The organism is Streptomyces sp. NBC_01264, from assembly GCF_026340675.1.
In the GTDB taxonomy this organism is placed as follows: Bacteria; Actinomycetota; Actinomycetes; order Streptomycetales; family Streptomycetaceae; genus Streptomyces.
Window position 1 is genome coordinate 4,183,371 of sequence record NZ_JAPEOX010000001.1, and the last position, 18,286, is coordinate 4,201,656.

Sequence of the window (18,286 nt, forward strand, 5' to 3'; positions counted from 1 at the left end):
GGCATTTCACGAGCCGCGCTACAGCGCCGAGCGGACCGCCCGGACCAGGGCCTGGGCGCGCGGGTCGGCGGTGACGGACTTGGCGTGGCCGTTGGTGACGTAGCCGAAGCCGATGCCCGCCTCCGGGTCCGCGAAGGCCAGCGAGCCGCCGCGACCCGGGTGCCCGAAGGAGGCCGGGGACAGCAGCGGGGAGGCCGGGCCGTGCAGCATGTAGCCGGGCCCGAAGCGGGTGTTGACCACCAGCACGCGGTCGGGGCCCGAGGAGAACTCCTTGCCGGCGAGCGCGGTGGTGGCCGGGGTGAAGATCCGCGCGCCGCCCTCCACCACGCCGATGGTGGCGGCGTAGAAGCGGGCCAGGGCGCGGGCGGTGCCGATGCCCGCGGAGGCCGGCAGCTCTGCCGCGCGGTAGGCGGGGTCGTTCTCGTCGGGCAGCGGGTCGATGGCCGCGAAGGCGCGGCGGGTGAGGGAGTCCGGGTCGGCGTAGGCCGCGGAAACGTTCCGCTTCGGCCGGGTCCTGAGCGTGCCCGCGCTCTCCGGCGGATCGACCGGCGCCACCCGGCCCACCCGGTGCTCCTCGGACTCCGGCAGGCCGATCCAGAAGTCCAGGCCCAGCGGCTCCGCGATCTCCTCGGCCAGGATGCCCCCCAGCGAACGGCCGGTCGCCCGCAGCACCAGCTCGGACAGCAGCCAGCTGAAGGTCTGCGCGTGGTAGCCGTGCTCGGTACCGGGCTCCCAGAAGGCCCGCTGGGCGGCGATCGCACGCGGTCCGGTGACTCCGTCCGCGGCCTCGGCCACCGTCAGCCCGCGGTCCAGGGCCGGGACGCCCGCGCGGTGCGCGAGCAGGTCGCGGACCCGGGTCCGCTCCTTGCCGCCCGCCTTGAACTCCGGCCAGTACGAGCTCACCGGCGCGTCCAGGTCCAGCAGTCCGCGCTGCTGGAGCAGCAGCGGCACGGCCGCGGCCACGCCCTTGGTGGCGGAGCGGACGATCTGCGCGGTGTCCTCGGCCCAGGGCTCCGTACCCTCGGCGTCCTTGGTCCCGCCCCAGAGGTCGACGACCTTGCGCCCGTCCCGGTACACGGACACGGCCGCGCCCCGGTCCCCGAGCACCTGGAAGTTGCGTACGAACGCGTCCCTGACGGGCTCGAAGCCCTCCGCCACCACACCCTGGATGTCCACGGGGTGTGCAACAACCTCCGACCGGGGCTTATGCCACCACTGTGCTCATCCCACCGACACTGACCTCGGGTCGAAGCCGAAGGGCAGCTCCAGCCGGTGCGCCCGCATCAGCGCCTCGTCGCACAGCACGTCCTGGGTGCGGCCGTCGGCCACGATGGTCCCCTCGCTGAGGATCACCGCGCGCGGGCAGAGCTCCAGCGCGTAGGGCAGGTCGTGGGTCACCATCAGCACGGTGACGTCCAGCGAGCGCAGGATGTCCGCGAGCTCGCGGCGCGAGGCCGGGTCCAGGTTGGAGGACGGCTCGTCCAGGACGAGGATCTCGGGCCGCATGGCCAGTACGGTCGCCACCGCGACCCGGCGGCGCTGCCCGAAGGACAGGTGGTGCGGGGGCCGGTCGGCGAAGGCGGCCATCCCGACCTGCTCCAGTGCCTCGCGCACCCGCTCCTCCAGCTCGGCGCCGCGCATCCCGGCGGCGGCCGGGCCGAAGGCCACGTCCTCCCGGACGGTCGGCATGAACAGCTGGTCGTCCGGGTCCTGGAAGACGATGCCGACCTGGCGGCGGATCTCGGCGAGGTTGCGCTTCTCCACGGGCAGCCCGGCCACGCTCACGGTGCCGACGCCGCCGGTCAGGATGCCGTTGAGGTGCAGCACCAGGGTGGTCTTGCCGGCGCCGTTGGGACCCAGCAGCGCCACCCGCTCCCCGTGCCCGACGGCGAGGTCGACCCCGAAGAGGGCCTGGTGGCCGTCGGGGTAGGCGTAGGCGAGGCCGGCGACCTCCAGCGAGGGCGGGGGCACGGGCGCGGGCGTGGGTGCGTTCACAGGGTCCATCCCATCAGACAGACGGCCAGCGCCGTCACCGGGAGCGCTGCGGCGTACGCCCACTGCGTGCGGGTGGCCGTCACCTCGTCGATCACCGGCATCGAGCCGGCGTAGCCGCGGCTGACCATCGCGAGGTAGACCCGCTCGCCGCGCTCGTAGGAGCGGATGAACAGGGCCCCGGCGGTCTTCGCGAGGACCCCCCAGTGGCGGATCCCGCGCGCCTCGAAGCCCCGCGAGCGCCGGGCGATGGACATCCGGCGCAGCTCGTCACTGATGACGTCCCCGTACCGGATCATGAAGGAGGCGATCTGGACGAGGAGCGGCGGCAGCTTGAGCCGCTGGAGGCCCAGCAGCAGGGCGCGCAGTTCGGTGGTGGAGGCCAGGAGCACGGACGCGGCCACGCCGAGGGTGCCCTTGGCCAGGACGTTCCAGGCGCCCCAGAGGCCGGAGACGCTGAGCGACATGCCGGCGAACTCCACCCGCTCGCCCTGGGCCACGAAGGGCATCAGGACGGCGAAGGCGACGAAGGGCACCTCGATCAGGAGGCGGCGCAGCAGGAAGCCGAGCGGGATCCGGGCCACGGCGGTGGCGGCCGCGATGAGGACGGCGTACAGCCCGAAGGCCCACACCACCTCGCGCGGTGTGGACACGACGACGGCCACGAAGCCGAAGGTCGCGGCGAGCTTGCAGTGCGGCGGCAGGTCGTGGACGGGCGAGGATCCCGGCCGGTAGAGCTTGTGGGCGTGGCCCGCGCCCATGTCAGGCGGCCGGTACGGCCGTCGAGGCGGCCGTCAGGTCGGAGGCGCGGCGCCGGCGCACGGTCCAGAACACGCCGGTGCCGACGAGGACGGTCGCGCCCACGCCGATGACTCCGGCGAGGCCGCCGGACAGGCGGGCGTCGGAGACGTCCTTGACGCTGTAGTCGGCGAGCGGGGAGTCCGCGGCCGCGTGCTCGGTGACCTTCTGGTCGATGCCCTTGTCTGCGGCGACCTTCTCCAGTCCGTCCGGGCTGGAGGAGGCGTAGAAGGAGACGATGCCGGCGAGCGCCAGCGCGGCGACCAGGCCGGTGATCCACACGGGCTTCGTGGAGCGCGCGGCGGCCGGAACGGCGGCGGGGGCGGCGGGGGCATCGACCAGTTCGCCGCCGACGCGCAGCTTCAGCGGGGCGGACAGGCCGCGGGCGCCGTGGACGAGGTCGGGGCGGACGGCGATCACGGCGCCGACGGTGGCGGCGGTGATGACGGCCTCGCCGATGCCGATGAGGACGTGGACGCCGACCATGGCGCCGAAGACCTTGGCGATGGGGACGTCGGTGGTGCCGCCGAGGGCGTACAGGAGGGTGAAGAAGGCGGCCGCGGCGGGCACCGAGAGCAGGGCTCCGGCGAAGGCGGCGACGGTGACCGAGCGGCGGCTGTCGGGCAGCAGCTTGACCAGGGCGCGGAAGACGGCGTAGGCGACGACCACGGTGACGACGCCCATGGTGACGATGTTGACGCCGAGGGCGGTCAAGCCGCCGTCGGCGAAGAGGAGGCCCTGCATGAGCAGGACCACGGACACGCACAGCACGCCCGTATAGGGCCCGACGAGGATCGCGGCGAGCGCTCCTCCCAGCAGGTGGCCGCTTGTTCCGGCCGCGACGGGGAAGTTGAGCATCTGTACGGCGAAGATGAAGGCGGCCACGAGGCCGGCCAGCGGCGCGGTGCGCTCGTCGAGCTCCCGGCGGGCGCCGCGGAGGCTGACCGCCACGGCTCCGACGGCGGCGACACCTGCGGCAATGGAGACGGGGGCATCGATGAAGCCGTCGGGCACATGCATGGTTCTGCTCCGCTTCCTGCGGTCCGGCGAACGGTCCGTTGAGCTGACAAAGTCTTTAACCGTTCAAGAATAGGGCCTTCTTGCGAACAGTTGGCAAGAGCGGTGGCGTGACAAATAGCCCCGTGCGAATTCGTGGGAATGTGCGAGGCTGGGGGCAATACGGAAGCAAATGTTCCGATTAGAGGAGTCTTGTCGATGTCAGCCGCCGCCGAGAATCCATCCGCAGGTGCCACCGCCACCCGGGCCGCGACCGTCACGGCCTCCCTCGTCGAGGAACGGGTACGGGCCCGAGTGATCACCGACGACCCTCTCTACCGGGCCATCCCGGTCGCCCTGCGCTTCGTCCCCGACGAGCCACTGGCCGTACGGATCGTCTTCCCCGCCGACCTCTCCCCCGAGGGCACCGACAACGAGTGGGTCTTCCCCCGCGCCCTCCTGGAGGCCGGCCTGCAGGCCCCGACCGGGACCGGCGACGTACGCGTGTGGCCCTGCGGGCGGGTCCAGGCCGTCGTCGAGTTCCACTCGCCGGAGGGCGTCGCGGTGGTCCAGTTCGACATCGCCGCCCTGCGCCGCTTCCTGCGCCGTACGTACGCTCCCGCGCCCGCGGCCACCCGTTAGGCCCAGCCGGCCCCGCCCGGTCCCGGGCGCACGCGAACGGCCCCGCACCGAAAGGTGCGGGGCCGTTCTGCGTACGTACTGCCGACCGACGGCCGACCCGAGGGTCAGACGTTGGCCAGTTCGCGGTCCTTGTCCGGACCGGAGCCGTCCGCGGAGTCGCCGAGGTGCTTGCGCAGGCTCTCGCCCTCCACGTCCACGTTCGGCAGGATCCGGTCGAGCCACTTCGGCAGCCACCAGGCCTTGTGGCCGAGCAGCGCGAGGACGGCCGGGACGATGGTCATGCGGACGACGAAGGCGTCGAAGAAGACGGCGATGGCCAGGCCGAAGCCGATCATCTTCACCATCTGGTCGCTGGCGCCCATGAAACCGGAGAACACCGCGATCATGATGACGGCCGCGGCCACGACCACCCGGGCGCTGTACTGGAACCCGGTGACGACGGCCTGGCCCGGCCGCTCCCCGTGGACGTACGCCTCACGCATGCGGGTGACCAGGAAGACCTCGTAGTCCATGGCCAGACCGAAGACCACGCCGACCATGAAGATCGGCATCATCGACATGATCGGACCGGTCTGCTCCACCCCGAAGAGCGAGCCGAGCCAGCCCCACTGGAAGACCGCCACGACGGCGCCGAGGGCGGCGACCACCGAGAGCAGGAAGCCGAGGGCCGCCTTGAGCGGAACCAGGATCGAGCGGAAGACGAGCATCAGCAGCAGGAAGGCGAGGCCGACGACGAGTGCCAGGTAGGGCAGCAGTGCGTCGTTCATCTTCTGCGAGAAGTCGATGTTCATCGCGGTCTGGCCGGTGACGAACACCTTGCCGCTGTCGCTGCCCTCACGGATCTCGTGGACCAGGTCCTCGGTCTCCACGGAGGACGGACGGTCCTTCGGGATGACCGAGATGACGGCGGCGTCCTTGGCCTCGTTCTGGGTGGCCGGCATGACCGCCGCCACGCCGTCCAGGCCCTTGATCCGGTCGACGGTCGCGTCGGCGAGCGCCTTGTCCCCGTTCACGACGACCATCAGCGGGCCGTTGAAGCCGGGGCCGAAGCCTTCGGAGAGCATGTCGTACGCCTGGCGCTGGGTGGTGGACACCGGCTGGGCGCCGTCGTCCGGCAGGCCCATCTCCAGCTTGCTCGCCGGGACGGCGACGATGCCGAGGCCGATCACGCCCGCGAGCAGCACCATGACGGGGCGGCGCAGGATGAAGCGGGCCCAGCGGGTGCCGCCGTTGGGCTTGGCCTCGGCGCCTTCGGCGGCGTCCTTGCCCTTGCCGAGGAAGCGGGACTTGGTACCGGCGGGCAGCACCTTCTTGCCGGCGAATCCGAGCATGGCCGGGACCAGCGTCAGGGCGACGAGGACGGCGATGACCACGGTGCCCGCGGCGGCGAAGCCCATCTTGCTGAGCATGGGGATGTTGACGACGGCCAGGCCCACGAGGGCGATGACCACGGTCAGACCGGCGAAGACGACGGCGGAGCCGGCGGTTCCGACGGCGCGGCCGGCGGCCTCGTCGCGCTCGCGGCCCTCGGCGAGCTCCGCGCGGTAGCGGGAGACGATGAAGAGGGCGTAGTCGATGCCGACGGCGAGGCCGATCATCATCGCGAGGGTGGAGGTGGTGGAGCCGAGGTCCAGCACGTTGGCGAGCGCGGTGATGGAGGAGATGCCGATGCCCACGCCGATGAGCGCGGTCAGCAGCGGCAGACCCGCGGCGATGAGCGAGCCGAAGGTGATGACGAGGACGATCGCGGCGATCGCGATGCCGATGATCTCGCCGGAGCCCGTCTCGGGGGCGGCCTGCAGGGCGTCGCCGCCGATCTGGACGTTCAGCCCGTCGGCCTTGGCGCCCGTGGCGGACTCCGTGAGGGCCTCGCGGGTGGCGTCCGTCAGCTCCATGCCGCCGACCTTGTACTTGACGCTCACGTAGGCGGTGGAGCCGTCCTCGCTGACGGCCTTGGCCTCGTACGGGCTGGTGACCGAGGAGATCTGGTCCTTGCCCGGACCGTCCTTCAGCTCGCTGACGATCTTCTCGACCTGCGGCTTGACCGCCGCGGAGTCGACCTTCTCGCCGGCCGGGGCCTTGATCACGATGCGGGCGGTGGCGCCGTCGGCGGCCATCCCCGGGAAGCGCTGGTCCAGCAGGTCGAAGGCCTTCTGGGCCTCCGTGCCGGGTATGGAGAACGAGCCTGAGGTGGGTGCGGACGCCGATGCCGCGCCGAAGCCGGCGACGAACAGCAGCGCCACCCAGACGAGGGCGACGAATCGGCGGCGCCGGAAGGCGCCCCTGCCGAGTCGGTAGAGGAAGGTGGCCACGTCGGTGGTTCTCCCGTTCGGGTCGTGGGATGGATCAGGGCATGGAATGCCGTTCCGACGACGAGAGCGGCGTGTCAGGGCAGGCAGGAATCGAGCGCGGGGACAGCGCGGGCGGGCGGCTGCATGGGTGGGCAGCCGGGCAGGTCAGCAGCCGTGCGGGATCAGACGCCGAGGGCGGGGAAGACCACGGCGTCGATGAAGTCGCCGAGGAAGGTCCGGTCGACGGACCGGTCCTCGATCAGCGGGAGGGCGATGAACGCCCCGATGAGCATGTGCGGAACGAAGGCCAGGGCCGGACAGTCCGGGGCGATCTCACCCCGGGCGACCGCTCTTTGCAGCATCTCCTGCAGACCGTTGATCTCCGGATCGACCAGCAGGTCCCGTAGCGCCTGGTGGAGCTCGGGGCTCTCGTGCACCGCGTGGGTCAGGCCCCGCATCAGCGCGGTGTCCTTCGCCATCTGGGCGTCGTCGGAGTTCTCGATCATGACCCCGAAGTCCCCGCGGATGCTGCCCGTGTCGATCTCCCGGAGGGAGACCGGCTGGGTACAGCGCAGGGCCTTCGCGACCAGCTCGGGCTTGCTCCCCCACTGGCGGTAGAGGGTGGCCTTGCTGGACTTCGTACGGGCGGCGACCGCGTCCATGGTCAGCGCCTCGTAGCCGACCTCACGGAGCAGGTCGAGGACCGCGCCGTGCAGTTCGGCTTCCCGTTCGGGGGTGATCCGGCTGCGACGCGACATGACCTCTTCGACCATCCCGGCGCCTCCTCCCGACCTTGCCCAACCGAACGAAACCGTTTCGTACGGGTAGACCATACCCCGGCCGCAAGCGAAACGAAACCGTTCCGTTTCGCTTGCGGCGTGGTGTCGGTCACGTCCCCGGCGCCGCCCGCCACCCCCGCGTGAGGCCGCATGGATCACCTGTACGAGTTGCCAGCCCCCCTCCGCGCGGAAAGCATTGGGGGGTGAGTCACGACGCGGCGTACCTCCGGTTCCCCCATCTCCACGACGATCTGCTGTGCTTCGCCACCGAGGACGACCTCTGGGTGGCGCCCCTGGTACCTCCCGGAGAGCCCGCGGGCCGGGCCTGGCGGATCACCGTCGACCGGACCCGGGTGGGCCATCCCCGGTTCTCCCCCGACGGCAAGCACATCGCCTTCACCACCTGGCGCAGCCTCGACCCCGAGATCCACCTCGCCCCCGTCGCCGGCGGCCCGGCGCGCCGCCTCAGCCACTGGGGCTCCACCGACACCCGGGTCTGCGGCTGGACCCCGCCCGACAAGGACGGCCGCAGCGACATCCTGGCCGTCTCCTCGCACGGCCAGCCCTTCTCCTACTTCGCCTGGGCGTACACCATCCCGACCGACGGCAGCCCCGGCGGCCGGCTCCCCTGGGGTCCCGTCTCCGACATCGCCGTCCGCGAGGAGCCCTCCCAGGGGGACGAGCCGGGCGAGCGCCGCACCCTGCTGCTGACCGGCAAGCCCCCGCACGAGCCCGCCGCGTGGAAGCGCTACCGCGGCGGCGCCACCGGCCGGCTGTGGCTGCACGGCGAGCGGCTGCTGGAGGGCGTCGAAGGCCACCTGGACTCGCCGATGTTCGTGGACGGCCGGATCGCCTTCCTCTCCGACCACGAGGGCATCGGCAACGTCTACTCCTGCCTGCCCGACGGCACGGACCTGCGCCGGCACACCGACCACGAGGAGTTCTACGCCCGGCACGCCTCCAGCGACGGCTCCCGGATCGTCTACCAGTGCGCCGGCGACCTGTGGATCGTGGAGTCGCTGGCGCCCGACGCCTCCCCGCGCAAGCTGGAGGTCCGCCTCGGCGGCCCCCGCGCGGGCCGCCGTACCTACCAGGTCCCGGCCGCCAGCCACGTCGACTCGCTCTCCGTGGACGCCACCGGGCGGGCCAGCGCCGTCGTCGTGCGCGGCAGCCTGTACTGGCTCACGCACCGCGACGGGCCCGCCCGCACCATCGCCGACACCCCGGGCGTACGGGTCCGGCTGCCCGAGATGCTCGGCAGCGGCGGGCAGGTGGCGTACGTGACCGACGCGGAGGGCGAGGACGCGATCGAGATCGCCTACCTGCCCCGGGCCTCGGGCGACCGCGAGCCCCGCCGGCTCGCCTCCGGCGCCCTGGGCCGCGTACTGGAACTGCTCTCCGATCCGGACGGGGAGCGGCTCGCGATCGCCTCCAACGACGGCCGGCTGCTGCTGATCGACGCGACCGAGGAGTCCAACGGGGAGGCCAGCGAGCTGATCCGGTCCGAGAACGGGCCCGTCACCGACCTCGCCTTCTCCCCCGACGGCTGCTGGCTGACCTGGTCGCACCCCGGCATCGGCCGCTCGCTGCGCCAGATCAAGATGGCCAAGATCGCCGGACCCGGCTCCCCCACGATCGTGGACGTCACCAACGGCCGCTTCGAGGACGAGAATCCGGTCTTCACCCGGGACGGCCGCTACCTCGCCTTCCTGTCCTGGCGCGGTTTCGACCCCGTCTACGACGTCCACACCGGCGACCTGTCCTTCCCGCTGGGCTGCCGCCCGTACCTGGTGCCGCTGTCCTCGGCCACCCCCTCCCCCTTCGCCTTCTCCCCCGACGGCCGCCCCGCGGCGGGCGGACTCGACCCGGTCGAGGGGGACTCGGACTCCGGCGACGGCGCGGTCACCGTGGAGGTGGAGGGCCTGGAGAGCCGGGTGACCCCCTTCCCGGTGTCGGCCTCCAAGTACTCGGCGCTGTACCCGGTGAGCGGTGGCGGGCTGGTGTGGCTGCGCTGGCCGATCTCGGGCGCGCTCGGCGAGACCTTCGCCAATCCGGCCGACACGAGCGGCAAGCCCACCCTGGAGTACTTCGACCTCACCAAGGCCCGCAAGACGGAACTGGCCTCCGGGCTGGACTGGTTCGCGGTCAGCGGCGACGGCACCCGGCTCGTGGTCAACGACGACGGCGACCTGCGCGCCGTACCGGCGACCGAGTCCGGCGACACCGACTCCACCGTCTACCTGGACCTGCGGCGCATCCTGCACGAGGTGGACCCGGCGGCCGAGTGGCGCCAGGCCTACGAGGAGGCGGGGCGGCTGATCCGCGCCTACTTCTGGGAGCCGAAGATGTGCGGCATCGACTGGGACGGGGTGCTGCGCCAGTACCGCTCCCTGGTCGAACGGGTCGCCTCCCCCGACGAGTTCGCGGATCTGATGCGCGAGGTCCTCGGCGAGCTCGGCACCTCGCACGCGTACGTGTCCCCGGCCCGCCGCAACGAAGGCCCGCCGCACTACCAGCGGGCGATCGGCCTGCTCGGCGCCAACCTCTTCCCCCGCGACGGGGCCTGGGTCGTCGGCCGGATCCTGCCCGGCGAGTCCTCCGACTCCAAGGCCCGCTCCCCGCTCGCGGGCACCGGCATCCGCGAGGGCGCGGTCCTCACCCACGTCGACGGCCGCCCGGTGGACCCGGTCGCCGGGCCGTACCCGCTGCTCTCGGCGGCCGGCGGCACCACCGTGGAGCTCACCTTCGAGCCCGCCGAGGGGCAGGGCCGCTCGCGCCGGGTCGCGGTGGTCCCGCTGATCGACGAGCGTCCGCTGCGCTACCAGGACTGGGTGGCCAAACGCCGTGCGGTGGTCCGGGAGATCAGCGACGGCAAGTGCGGCTACCTGCACATCCCCGACATGGGCGGCTCGGGCTGGGCACAGTTCAACCGCGACCTGCGCGCCGAGATGTCCAAGCCGGCCCTGCTCGTGGACGTACGCGGCAACGCCGGCGGGCACATCAGCGAGCTGGTGGTGGAGAAGCTGACCCGCTCCATCCTCGGCTGGGACCTGACCCGCAACGCGCAGCCCGTCTCCTACGCCTCCAACGCGCCCCGGGGCCCGATCGTGGCCCTCGCCGACGAGGCGACCTCCTCCGACGGGGACATGATCACGGCCGCCTTCAAGCTGCTGGGCCTCGGCCCGGTCGTCGGCCAGCGCACCTGGGGCGGGGTGGTGGGCATGACCGGCCGGCACACGCTGGGCGACGGCACGGTGATCACGGTCCCGATGAACGCGGCCTGGTTCCCCGAGTACGGCTGGTCCGTGGAGAACCAGGGCGTGGAGCCCGACCTGCCGGTCCTGCGCACCCCGCTCGACTGGGCGGAGGGACGGCACGCGCAGCTCGACGACGCCGTGCACCTGGCGCTGGAGCTGCTGGAACAGGACCCGGCGGCGGTACCGCCCGGCTACACGGACGTACCGGACCGGCGCCGGCCGCAGCTGCCGCCGCGGGGGTGAGCCCGCAGGGCATGCGAAAGGGGTGCGACCCGGGACGGCGGGTCGCACCCCTCGGCATGTGTCTTCGGATACCGCTACTTGTCGCTACTTGTCGAAATTGTCATCGAAAGCGTCGCGGGCCTTGTCCTTGGCCTGGTCGGCGGCCTGCGAGGCGCGCTCGGACGCCTCGTCCTGCTGGCCGGAGGCCTTCGCCCGCTCCGCGAGTTCCTTGGCCTTGTCCTGGAACTGGTCCCTGATGCCCATGTGTCCTCACTCCTGCAGCGGTGGTCGGTAAGGGGAACGCGACCAGTCTCGCCCAGGTGGACATCCGGCGCATTCCGGTCAGCGGCTCTTGCTGCGCTCCTGCTCGTCCGCGGCCCCGCCGGCTCCCACAAGTCCCGTGGAAACGCTCGCCAGTCGCGGTTCGAACCGCTTCATCTCGCGCTGTCCGACTGCCGAGATGATCCCGGGCAGGTACCCGCGGACCCCCTGCATGCCCCGCAGCCACCACTGCGCGTACACGTGCGCGGAGCGCCGCTCGATGCCCGCGACGATCCGGTCGACGGCCGGCCCCAGCGGGTACGTCCGGTTCGACGGCCACGGCAGCCGCTGGCGCAGCTCGCGCATGACCTCGTCCTGGTCGGCGCCGCGCACCATGTCGGTGTCGGTCCAGGACAGGTAGCCGACGCCCACCTTGACCCCCTTGTAGCCGACCTCGGAGCGCAGGCAGTGCGCGAAGGCCTCGACCCCGGACTTGGAGGCGCAGTAGGCCGTCATCATCGGCGCCGGGGTGATCGCCGCGAGGGAGGCGATCTGCAGGAAGTACCCGCGGCTCTCCATCAGCACGGGCAGGAAGGCCCGGGCGGTGACGGCGCCGCCGATCAGGTTGACCTCGATGACCCGGCGCCAGGCGTCGGGGTCGGAGTCGGCGAAGGGCCCGCCGGAGGCGACGCCGGCGTTGGCGACGACTATGTCCACCTTGCCGAACCGCTGCTTGACCTCCTGCGCGACCCGGGCCATGGCCTCGTGGTCGGTGACGTCGGCGTACCAGTGGTCGCTGTCGGTGTGCAGCCGCTCGGAGACCTCCTTGAGGGCCTCGGGCTCCAGGCCCACGAGGGCCACCTTCGCGCCGCGGGCGGACAGTTTGCGGGCGAGCAGTTCGCCGACCCCGCGCGCGGCCCCCGTGACGACGGCGACCTGGCCTTCCAGACTCCTACGGGCACTCACGCGGTCTTCTCCTTCGCGGGACGGTTGGTGTCGGAGCGGCTGACGGTGGAGCCGATGTACGCCTCGACGAGCTCGCGCACGGCGGCCGTGACGGCCTCCGGGGCCTCGATCGGGCTCATGTGCCCGACCCCGGTCAGCTCGGTGAGTCCGACGCAGTTCGGCAGCGCCGCCGCCAGCCCCCGGGCGTGCACGATCGGCGTCAGCCGGTCGCTCTTGCCGCCGATGACGGCGGTGGGCACGGTGAGCGCGGCCAGCTGTGCGTCGAGGTCCAGCGCGGCCAGCACCCCGGACCAGGCGTGCCGCACGGAGGTGGGGCAGGCGTGCACGATCCGCGCGCAGGCCTCGACCTTGTCGGGCGCGGAGCCGGGACCCATCGTGGCGTACCTCAGCACCTTGCGGGCGACGGGGGTGACGGGCCCGAGCGGGGCCCGGGATCCCAGGACCGCCCCGGTGATACGGGTCCTCGCGCGGCCCGCGCGCCACGGCAGGACCTCCGCCTCCGCGACCAGCCGGCCGCTGCCCGTGCTGCACAGCAGCGCGGCCGCGGCGTGCTCGGCGAACTCCGGCCGGGCGGCGGCGGCCATGACCGTCATCCCGCCCATGGAGTGGCCCGCGACGACGGCCTTCTCGCCGGGGGCGAGGGTGGCCCCCAGGACCGCGACCAGGTCGTCGGCGAGGGCGTCGGTGCCGTAGCCGGAGCGGACACCGGCGGGGCTGCGGCCGTGGCCCCGCTGGTCGTAGGCGATGACCCGGTGTCCGGTGGACAGGGCCCGTATCTGCGCGGCCCAGAAGGCGGTCGAACAGGTCCAGCCGTGCGCGAGCACGACGGCCGGGGCTCCGTCCTCACCGTGCACCTCCACGTGCAGGCGCGCACCGTCGGCGGAGGTGGCGACCAGCTCGCGGCGGGCCGCCGGCGGGGCGTACGCCCCCGCGGTCACGTGCGTCAGGCGGCTCACGCGGCCCCCTCCTGCGCCGCTTCGGCCCCACCGGCCACCGGGACCCGCTCGCGCTCGCGGCCCCGTACGACCTCGTACTCGCTCAGGTCCACGCCCAGGGTCTCCTTGCGGAACTCCCCGGTGGTGCCCGGCCAGACCGTGGTGTTGCGGCCCTGCGCGTCCAGGTACCAGCTGGTGCAGCCGCCGGTGTTCCACACCGTCCGCTCCATCCGGGTCTGGACCTGCCGGTTCCAGGCGTTGACGGCGGAGGGCCGGGCGGCGAGGGCCACCTTCCCTCCCAGGACGCCCAGCTGGCGCATGTAGTCCGCCATGTAGTTCAGCTGCGACTCGATCATCAGGATCATCGAGCTGTTCCCGAGCCCGGTGTTCGGGCCGATGATCGTCATCCAGTTCGGGAAGCCCGCGGCGGTGGCCCCGCGCAGGGACTGCATCCCGTCCTTCCAGACCTCCGCGAGGGTCTTGCCGTCCAGGCCCACCACCCGGTCGGCGATCGGCATGTCCGTGACGTGGAAGCCGGTGCCGAAGACGATCGCGTCCACCTCGGTCTCGGTCCCGTCGGCCGCCACCAGCACCGACCCCCGGATCTCCTTGAGCCCGGAGGCCACGAGGTCCACGTCGGGCCGGGCCAGCGCCGGGTAGTACTCGCTGGAGAGCAGGATCCGCTTGCAGCCGATGCGGTACGACGGCGTCAGCTTGGCCCGCAGCTCCGGGTCCTTGATCGAGCGCGCCATGTTCGCCTTGGCGAGGGACTCGATCAGCCCGAGCTGGTTCGGCCGCTTGGTGAAGGCGCTGACCTGGAGCTCCCGGATCCCCCACAGCAGCCCGCGGCGGGCCGCCCGGGTGAAGGGGAGCTGGCGGTGCAGCCAGCGCTCCACCGAGGTGATCGCCCGGTCGGTGCGCGGCATCACCCACGGCGGGGTGCGCTGGAAGAGGGTGAGCCGCTCCACCTCGGGGGCGATGGCGGGCACGATCTGGATGGCGGAGGCGCCCGTACCGATCATGGCGACGCGCTTGCCGCGCAGGTCGTAGTCGTGGTCCCAGCGAGCCGAGTGGAAGACCTTGCCGGGGAAGCCGGCCAGTCCGGGGATCTCCGGCATCTTCGGGTCCGACAGCGGCCCGGTGGCGGAGACGACCACGTCGGCGGTGAGGTCCCCGCCCGCGGTCTCTATCTCCCACCGCATCGCGTCCGCGTCCCAGCGCATCATCCGGACCTCGTGGTTCAGCCGGATGTGCCGGCGCAGCCCGAAGGTGTCGGCCACGTGCTCCAGGTACTCCCTGATCGCGGGCTGCCCGGAGAAGGTGCGGGGCCAGTCGGGATTGGGGGCGAAGGAGAACGAATACAGATGGGAGGGCACGTCGCAGGCGCACCCGGGGTAGTTGTTGTCCCGCCAGGTGCCGCCGACGGAGTCGGCGCGCTCCAGGACGACGAAGTCCGTGATCCCCTCGCGCCGCAGCCGCACCGCGGCGCCCAGCCCGCCGAACCCGGATCCGATCACCGCCACGCGTACGTGCTCGCGCCCCTGCTCTCGTTCCCGCTCGCGCCCGTCCATGCCACCGCCCATGCCAGCCACCTTCGGATGCCGATGCCAACGCCCATTCGGATGCTGCCAGCAATCACTGGCACAATCGGGAGGGTAGAGCAGCTCCGTACTCATGGGTAGGGGTCGCGCCGGGAAAGTTACCGGGAGTACGCCCTAGGCTGCGCACGTGCCGCACAATGCGACGCAGGACGCGGCGCCACCCACCCACGCCACAGAAGCAGGGACCACAGTGCGCGAATACCGCACGGAAGAGCTGGCCGAGGCCGCCGGCATACCCGTACGCACCCTGCGCTTCTACCGTGAGCGCAAGCTCCTGCCGCCGCCCCGCCGCGAGGGCCGCATCGCCTGGTACGACGACCATCACCTGGCCCGGCTGCGCACCATCGCCGCCCTGCTGGAGCGCGGCCACACCCTCGGCGGGATAGCCGAGCTGACCGTCGCCTTCGAGAACGGCCGCGACGTGGGCCAGCTGGGTGAGCTGCTCGGCATCGGCTGGTCGGAGGAGACCCCGGTCCGGCTGACGCCCGAGGCCCTCGCGGACCACTTCGAGGGCGAGGTCACCCCGGAGAACCTGGCGGCCTCGCTCGACCTGGGCTACCTCGTCGCCGACGGCGAGGAGATCGTCCACGTCAGCCGCCGGCTCCTGGACGTCTCCTCGGCCCTGGTCCGCGAGGGCGTACCGCTCGCGGACGTCCTGGAGACGGGCCGCCGGGTGCGCGAGCACGCCGACGCGATGGCGGCCCTGTTCGCGGAGCTCATCTCCGCCCACATCTCGGAGGAGGCCGTCACGCGCCTGCGCCCGCTGGCCAAGAGCGTGGTCGAGGCGGAGCTCACGATGGCCATGGACCGCCTGCGCCCGCCGGCGCCGGGGCCCTCTCAGACGCCGAGCTCGTAGACCACCGTCACGGGCGCGTGGTCGGACCACCGCTCCGGGTGCGTCTCGGCCCGCTCCACGAACGCCTTGACGGCCTTGGCCGCCAGCCCCGGCGTGGCCACCTGCAGGTCGATCCGCCAGCCGGCGTCGTTGTCGAAGGCCCGCCCGCGGTAGGACCACCAGGAGTACGGCCCCTCGGTGTCCGGGTGCAGGCTGCGCACCACGTCCACGTACCCGGCGGCGTCGTACACCTGCCCGAGCCACTCGCGTTCCTCGGGCAGGAAGCCCGCGTTCTTCCGGTTGGTCTTCCAGTTCTTCAGGTCGGCTTCCTGGTGACAGATGTTCCAGTCGCCGCAGACGACGACCTCCCGCCCGTCCGCGGCCGCCCGCGCCCTGAGCTCCTTCAGGTAGCCGAGGAACTCGCCCATGAACCGGTACTTCTCGTCCTGCTTCTCGGTGCCCGCCTCCCCGGAGGGCAGGTAGAGGCTGGCGACGGTCACACCGGGCAGGTCGATCTCCAGGTACCGCCCGCTGGTGTCGAACTCGTCACTCCCGAAGCCGACCTGCACCCGCTCCGGCTCCCGCCGCGAGTACACCGCGACCCCGGCCCGCCCCTTGGCGGCGGCCGGCGCGAACACGGTGTGCCACCCCTCGGGCGCCCGGACCTCGTCCGGAATCTGCCCCTCCTCGGCCCGCACTTCCTGCAGGCAGACGACGTCGGCGTCCGACCCGGCGAGCCACGGGGAGAACCCCTTCTTGGCGGCGGCGCGGATTCCGTTCACATTCACAGAGGTCACAGAGAACATCCCTGCACGATAGCCGGAGCGTTCCGTACGCTGTTCCGATGTCTCAGGAGATCCAGCTCCGCGCCGTGTCGTACGACCACCCGGACGCGGTCAAGCTCAACGACCAAGTACAGATCGAATACCAGGAGCGCTACGAGGGCGAGGGCGACGAAACCTTCCTCGACCCGGCGATGTTCGAACCGCCGAGGGGCCTCTACCTCCTCGCCTACGACGCTTCGGGCGCACCGGTCGCCAGCGGCGGCTGGCGTGGCCACGAGGCGAACGACGAGGGCTACGCCGACGGCGACGCCGAGCTGAAGCGCATGTACGTGATCCCCGAGGCCCGCGGCCTGGGCCTGGCCCGCCGCATCCTCGCCGCCCTGGAAGCGGACGCCCGCGCGGCCGGCCGCCTGCGCATGGCCCTGGAAACCGGCGACCAGCAGCCCGAGGCCATCGCCCTCTACCTCTCCGAGGGCTACACCCTGACGAACGCCAAGTTCGGCCACTACCGCTTCCACGACTCCAGCCGCTGCATGACAAAGCCGCTGAACCCGTCATAGCGGAACCCGAGCCGGGCGCGGACCGACCCCATCCCGCGCCCGGCTCCGGCCCCAACTCGGGCCCGAACGCAAAAGATCCCGCCCGGTCTTCCGACCGGACGGGATCTCGTGACGTTCCCGGGAGCAACCCGTGAACTGTCGTTTGTGGACCTGTGGGGATTTGAACCCCAGACCCCCTCGATGCGAACGAGGTGCGCTACCAGACTGCGCCACAGGCCCTTGCGACGTGTGAAACATTAGCATCCCCTCGCGGGTGCTCCAAAACCGGATTCGGGGAGCGTCCGCGCAGGTCATCGATCACTCGTTCGCGGCGCGCGGGCGTTCGTCGCCCTCGTACTGGTCGAAGAGGGGGGTACGGGCCGCGTCGCGCGGGCGGGGGCGGGGCGACGGGGTGGACGGCTGGGCGCGCAGGCGGGGTTCCGTCGGCTCGGCCGTGCTGGAGCGGGTCGCGCTCCAGGGGTCCGGGGTCGCCGGGCCGGTGGCGCGCGGGGCGACCGGGGCCGTCACGTACGTGGGCAGCGGCACCGGGACGGGCTCCCAGCTGTCACCTCGGGCGGGGCCGCGCTCGCGTTCGCGCTGCTGGTCCACCCACTCCGCGTGGTCGGTCTGCTCGACCAGGGCGCGCCGGCCGGCCTCCTGCGGGGAGACGGGTGGCGCGGGGTCCGGGTCGGAGCCCGCCGACGCCTCGGACTCCCGGCGGCGCGGGCGGTTCTCGCGCAGGTGGCGGGCGGCCGCCTCGGCGCGGCGCCGGTCCATGGTGAACTCGTAGCGGCGTCGCTCCTGGACCCGCAGGTGCACGATGTACGTGCTCAGCAGCAGGGCGGGGACGGCCGGGGCCCACAGGTACTGGAGCCCGCCGACGGCAGCGGCGACCGCACCGAGGGTGAAGATCAGGAAGAGCAGCGCGGTGGTGCGCCTGCGGCGGGCCAGGACGACGAGTCGCTGTTCGCGGCGGGCCCGCTCCACGCGGTCGGCCCGCTCGGAGGCGGCGGATCTGGGCTCGGCGCGGGTCGGCGGGGGCACGACGACGGCCCGGGCGTCGGCGGCGTCCACGGATTTCACCGTTTCCGTCGCGTCGTCCGGGTCCGCGGGGTGCTGGGGCCGCGCCTCCTCGTCACCGCGCTCACGCAGCCCCTTGGCGTAACGGCGCTCCATTCCCGCCCGGCCGGAAAGCAGCCGGATGGCGGTGGAGAAGCGTTCCGTCGGACGGGCTTCGTTCAGCTCGTCCTGCCTCCGGAGCCACATGGGCACCAAGTAGGCGGCCCAGGCCCCGACAATGACTGCGTAGATGAGGCCGCTGCTGCTCACACCCCACACCGTAGAGGGGCGCGGCCGGGCGGATCCGCCAATTGGGACGGCGTGTCGC

The 18,286-nt window shown here is 72.3% G+C and carries 16 protein-coding genes and 1 tRNA gene; 4 read left to right on the forward strand and 13 right to left on the reverse strand.

Features of this window, described 5'->3' with window-relative positions; genetic code table 11:
* Positions 1–18 precede the first annotated feature (18 nt).
* The 4 genes from OG435_RS19220 to OG435_RS19235 are packed head-to-tail and all read right to left on the reverse strand — an operon-like array spanning position 19 to position 3,810.
* Positions 19–1,176 (reverse strand): serine hydrolase domain-containing protein, encoded by a 1,158-nt coding sequence (locus OG435_RS19220; RefSeq protein WP_266878199.1) that lies wholly within the window; start codon positions 1,174–1,176, stop codon positions 19–21.
* Between the two features lie 45 nt (positions 1,177–1,221).
* A complete protein-coding gene (locus tag OG435_RS19225) occupies positions 1,222–2,004 on the reverse strand; it encodes an energy-coupling factor ABC transporter ATP-binding protein (protein ID WP_266878200.1) in 783 nt (260 codons plus the stop codon).
* Entirely contained in the window at positions 1,992–2,753 is a 762-nt protein-coding gene (gene cbiQ / locus OG435_RS19230; protein ID WP_266878202.1) for a cobalt ECF transporter T component CbiQ, read from the reverse strand. Before cbiQ ends, OG435_RS19225 begins: the two co-directional genes overlap by 13 nt.
* A gap of 1 nt (position 2,754) precedes the next feature.
* Positions 2,755–3,810 carry an energy-coupling factor ABC transporter permease gene (locus tag OG435_RS19235; protein WP_266878204.1) on the reverse strand — a complete coding sequence of 352 codons (1,056 nt, stop codon included), beginning with the start codon at positions 3,808–3,810 and terminating at the stop codon, positions 2,755–2,757.
* A 195-nt stretch (positions 3,811–4,005) separates the two neighbouring features.
* Between OG435_RS19235 and OG435_RS19240 the strand changes: the two genes are divergently transcribed.
* The gene (locus OG435_RS19240) at positions 4,006–4,428 is read left to right on the forward strand and encodes an SsgA family sporulation/cell division regulator (RefSeq protein WP_266878205.1); all 423 of its coding nucleotides are present in this window, start codon (positions 4,006–4,008) and stop codon (positions 4,426–4,428) included.
* 104 nt (positions 4,429–4,532) lie between these two features.
* Here OG435_RS19240 and OG435_RS19245 read toward each other — a convergent pair whose 3' ends face one another.
* A complete protein-coding gene (locus tag OG435_RS19245; RefSeq protein WP_266878207.1) occupies positions 4,533–6,740 on the reverse strand; it encodes an MMPL family transporter in 2,208 nt (735 codons plus the stop codon).
* A 161-nt stretch (positions 6,741–6,901) separates the two neighbouring features.
* Entirely contained in the window at positions 6,902–7,492 is a 591-nt protein-coding gene (locus OG435_RS19250) for a TetR/AcrR family transcriptional regulator (protein ID WP_266878208.1), read from the reverse strand.
* A 209-nt stretch (positions 7,493–7,701) separates the two neighbouring features.
* Between OG435_RS19250 and OG435_RS19255 the strand changes: the two genes are divergently transcribed.
* Positions 7,702–10,998, forward strand: a complete 3,297-nt coding sequence (locus OG435_RS19255; RefSeq protein ID WP_266878210.1) for a S41 family peptidase — start codon at positions 7,702–7,704, stop codon at positions 10,996–10,998.
* An 84-nt stretch (positions 10,999–11,082) separates the two neighbouring features.
* Here the strand turns inward: OG435_RS19255 and OG435_RS19260 are convergent, their stop codons facing one another.
* From OG435_RS19260 to OG435_RS19275, 4 genes are all read right to left on the reverse strand, one after another.
* Positions 11,083–11,241 carry a hypothetical protein gene (locus OG435_RS19260; protein WP_266878211.1) on the reverse strand — a complete coding sequence of 53 codons (159 nt, stop codon included), beginning with the start codon at positions 11,239–11,241 and terminating at the stop codon, positions 11,083–11,085.
* A gap of 78 nt (positions 11,242–11,319) precedes the next feature.
* Entirely contained in the window at positions 11,320–12,204 is an 885-nt protein-coding gene (locus tag OG435_RS19265) for an SDR family oxidoreductase (RefSeq protein ID WP_266878213.1), read from the reverse strand.
* Positions 12,201–13,160, reverse strand: a complete 960-nt coding sequence (locus OG435_RS19270; RefSeq protein WP_266878215.1) for an alpha/beta fold hydrolase — start codon at positions 13,158–13,160, stop codon at positions 12,201–12,203. Before OG435_RS19270 ends, OG435_RS19265 begins: the two co-directional genes overlap by 4 nt.
* The gene (locus tag OG435_RS19275) at positions 13,157–14,722 is read right to left on the reverse strand and encodes a flavin-containing monooxygenase (protein WP_266878217.1); all 1,566 of its coding nucleotides are present in this window, start codon (positions 14,720–14,722) and stop codon (positions 13,157–13,159) included. Before OG435_RS19275 ends, OG435_RS19270 begins: the two co-directional genes overlap by 4 nt.
* 208 nt (positions 14,723–14,930) lie before the next feature.
* On the opposite strand from OG435_RS19275, the gene OG435_RS19280 reads away from it, so the two are divergent.
* Positions 14,931–15,596 (forward strand): MerR family transcriptional regulator, encoded by a 666-nt coding sequence (locus OG435_RS19280; RefSeq protein WP_266881892.1) that lies wholly within the window; start codon positions 14,931–14,933, stop codon positions 15,594–15,596.
* Here OG435_RS19280 and OG435_RS19285 read toward each other — a convergent pair.
* Positions 15,578–16,381 carry an exodeoxyribonuclease III gene (locus tag OG435_RS19285; RefSeq protein ID WP_266878218.1) on the reverse strand — a complete coding sequence of 268 codons (804 nt, stop codon included), beginning with the start codon at positions 16,379–16,381 and terminating at the stop codon, positions 15,578–15,580. The two genes, OG435_RS19280 and OG435_RS19285, sit on opposite strands and share 19 nt — an antisense overlap.
* A gap of 38 nt (positions 16,382–16,419) precedes the next feature.
* Here OG435_RS19285 and OG435_RS19290 point away from each other — a divergent pair, with 38 nt between their 5' ends.
* Complete coding sequence (locus tag OG435_RS19290) at positions 16,420–16,920, forward strand: GNAT family N-acetyltransferase (protein ID WP_266878220.1); 501 nt, start codon at positions 16,420–16,422, stop codon at positions 16,918–16,920.
* Positions 16,921–17,065: 145 nt separating this feature from the next.
* On the opposite strand, the gene OG435_RS19295 is transcribed toward OG435_RS19290, so the two are convergent.
* Both OG435_RS19295 and sepX read right to left on the reverse strand, forming a co-directional pair.
* A tRNA-Ala gene (locus OG435_RS19295) sits at positions 17,066–17,139 on the reverse strand.
* A 78-nt stretch (positions 17,140–17,217) separates the two neighbouring features.
* Positions 17,218–18,228, reverse strand: coding sequence for a divisome protein SepX/GlpR (gene sepX / locus OG435_RS19300; RefSeq protein ID WP_266878222.1), 1,011 nt, complete (start codon positions 18,226–18,228; stop codon positions 17,218–17,220).
* Positions 18,229–18,286 lie beyond the last annotated feature (58 nt).

Coding starts and splice junctions, on each gene's coding strand:
- OG435_RS19240 (WP_266878205.1), top strand. CDS start 4,006: ATGTCAGCCGCCGCCGAGAATCCATCCGCAGGTGCCACCGCCACCCGG.
- cbiQ (WP_266878202.1), bottom strand. CDS start 2,753: ATGGGCGCGGGCCACGCCCACAAGCTCTACCGGCCGGGATCCTCGCCC.
- OG435_RS19285 (WP_266878218.1), bottom strand. CDS start 16,381: ATGTTCTCTGTGACCTCTGTGAATGTGAACGGAATCCGCGCCGCCGCC.
- OG435_RS19290 (WP_266878220.1), top strand. CDS start 16,420: ATGTCTCAGGAGATCCAGCTCCGCGCCGTGTCGTACGACCACCCGGAC.
- OG435_RS19260 (WP_266878211.1), bottom strand. CDS start 11,241: ATGGGCATCAGGGACCAGTTCCAGGACAAGGCCAAGGAACTCGCGGAG.
- OG435_RS19225 (WP_266878200.1), bottom strand. CDS start 2,004: ATGGACCCTGTGAACGCACCCACGCCCGCGCCCGTGCCCCCGCCCTCG.
- OG435_RS19275 (WP_266878217.1), bottom strand. CDS start 14,722: ATGGGCGGTGGCATGGACGGGCGCGAGCGGGAACGAGAGCAGGGGCGC.
- OG435_RS19235 (WP_266878204.1), bottom strand. CDS start 3,810: ATGCATGTGCCCGACGGCTTCATCGATGCCCCCGTCTCCATTGCCGCA.
- OG435_RS19250 (WP_266878208.1), bottom strand. CDS start 7,492: ATGGTCGAAGAGGTCATGTCGCGTCGCAGCCGGATCACCCCCGAACGG.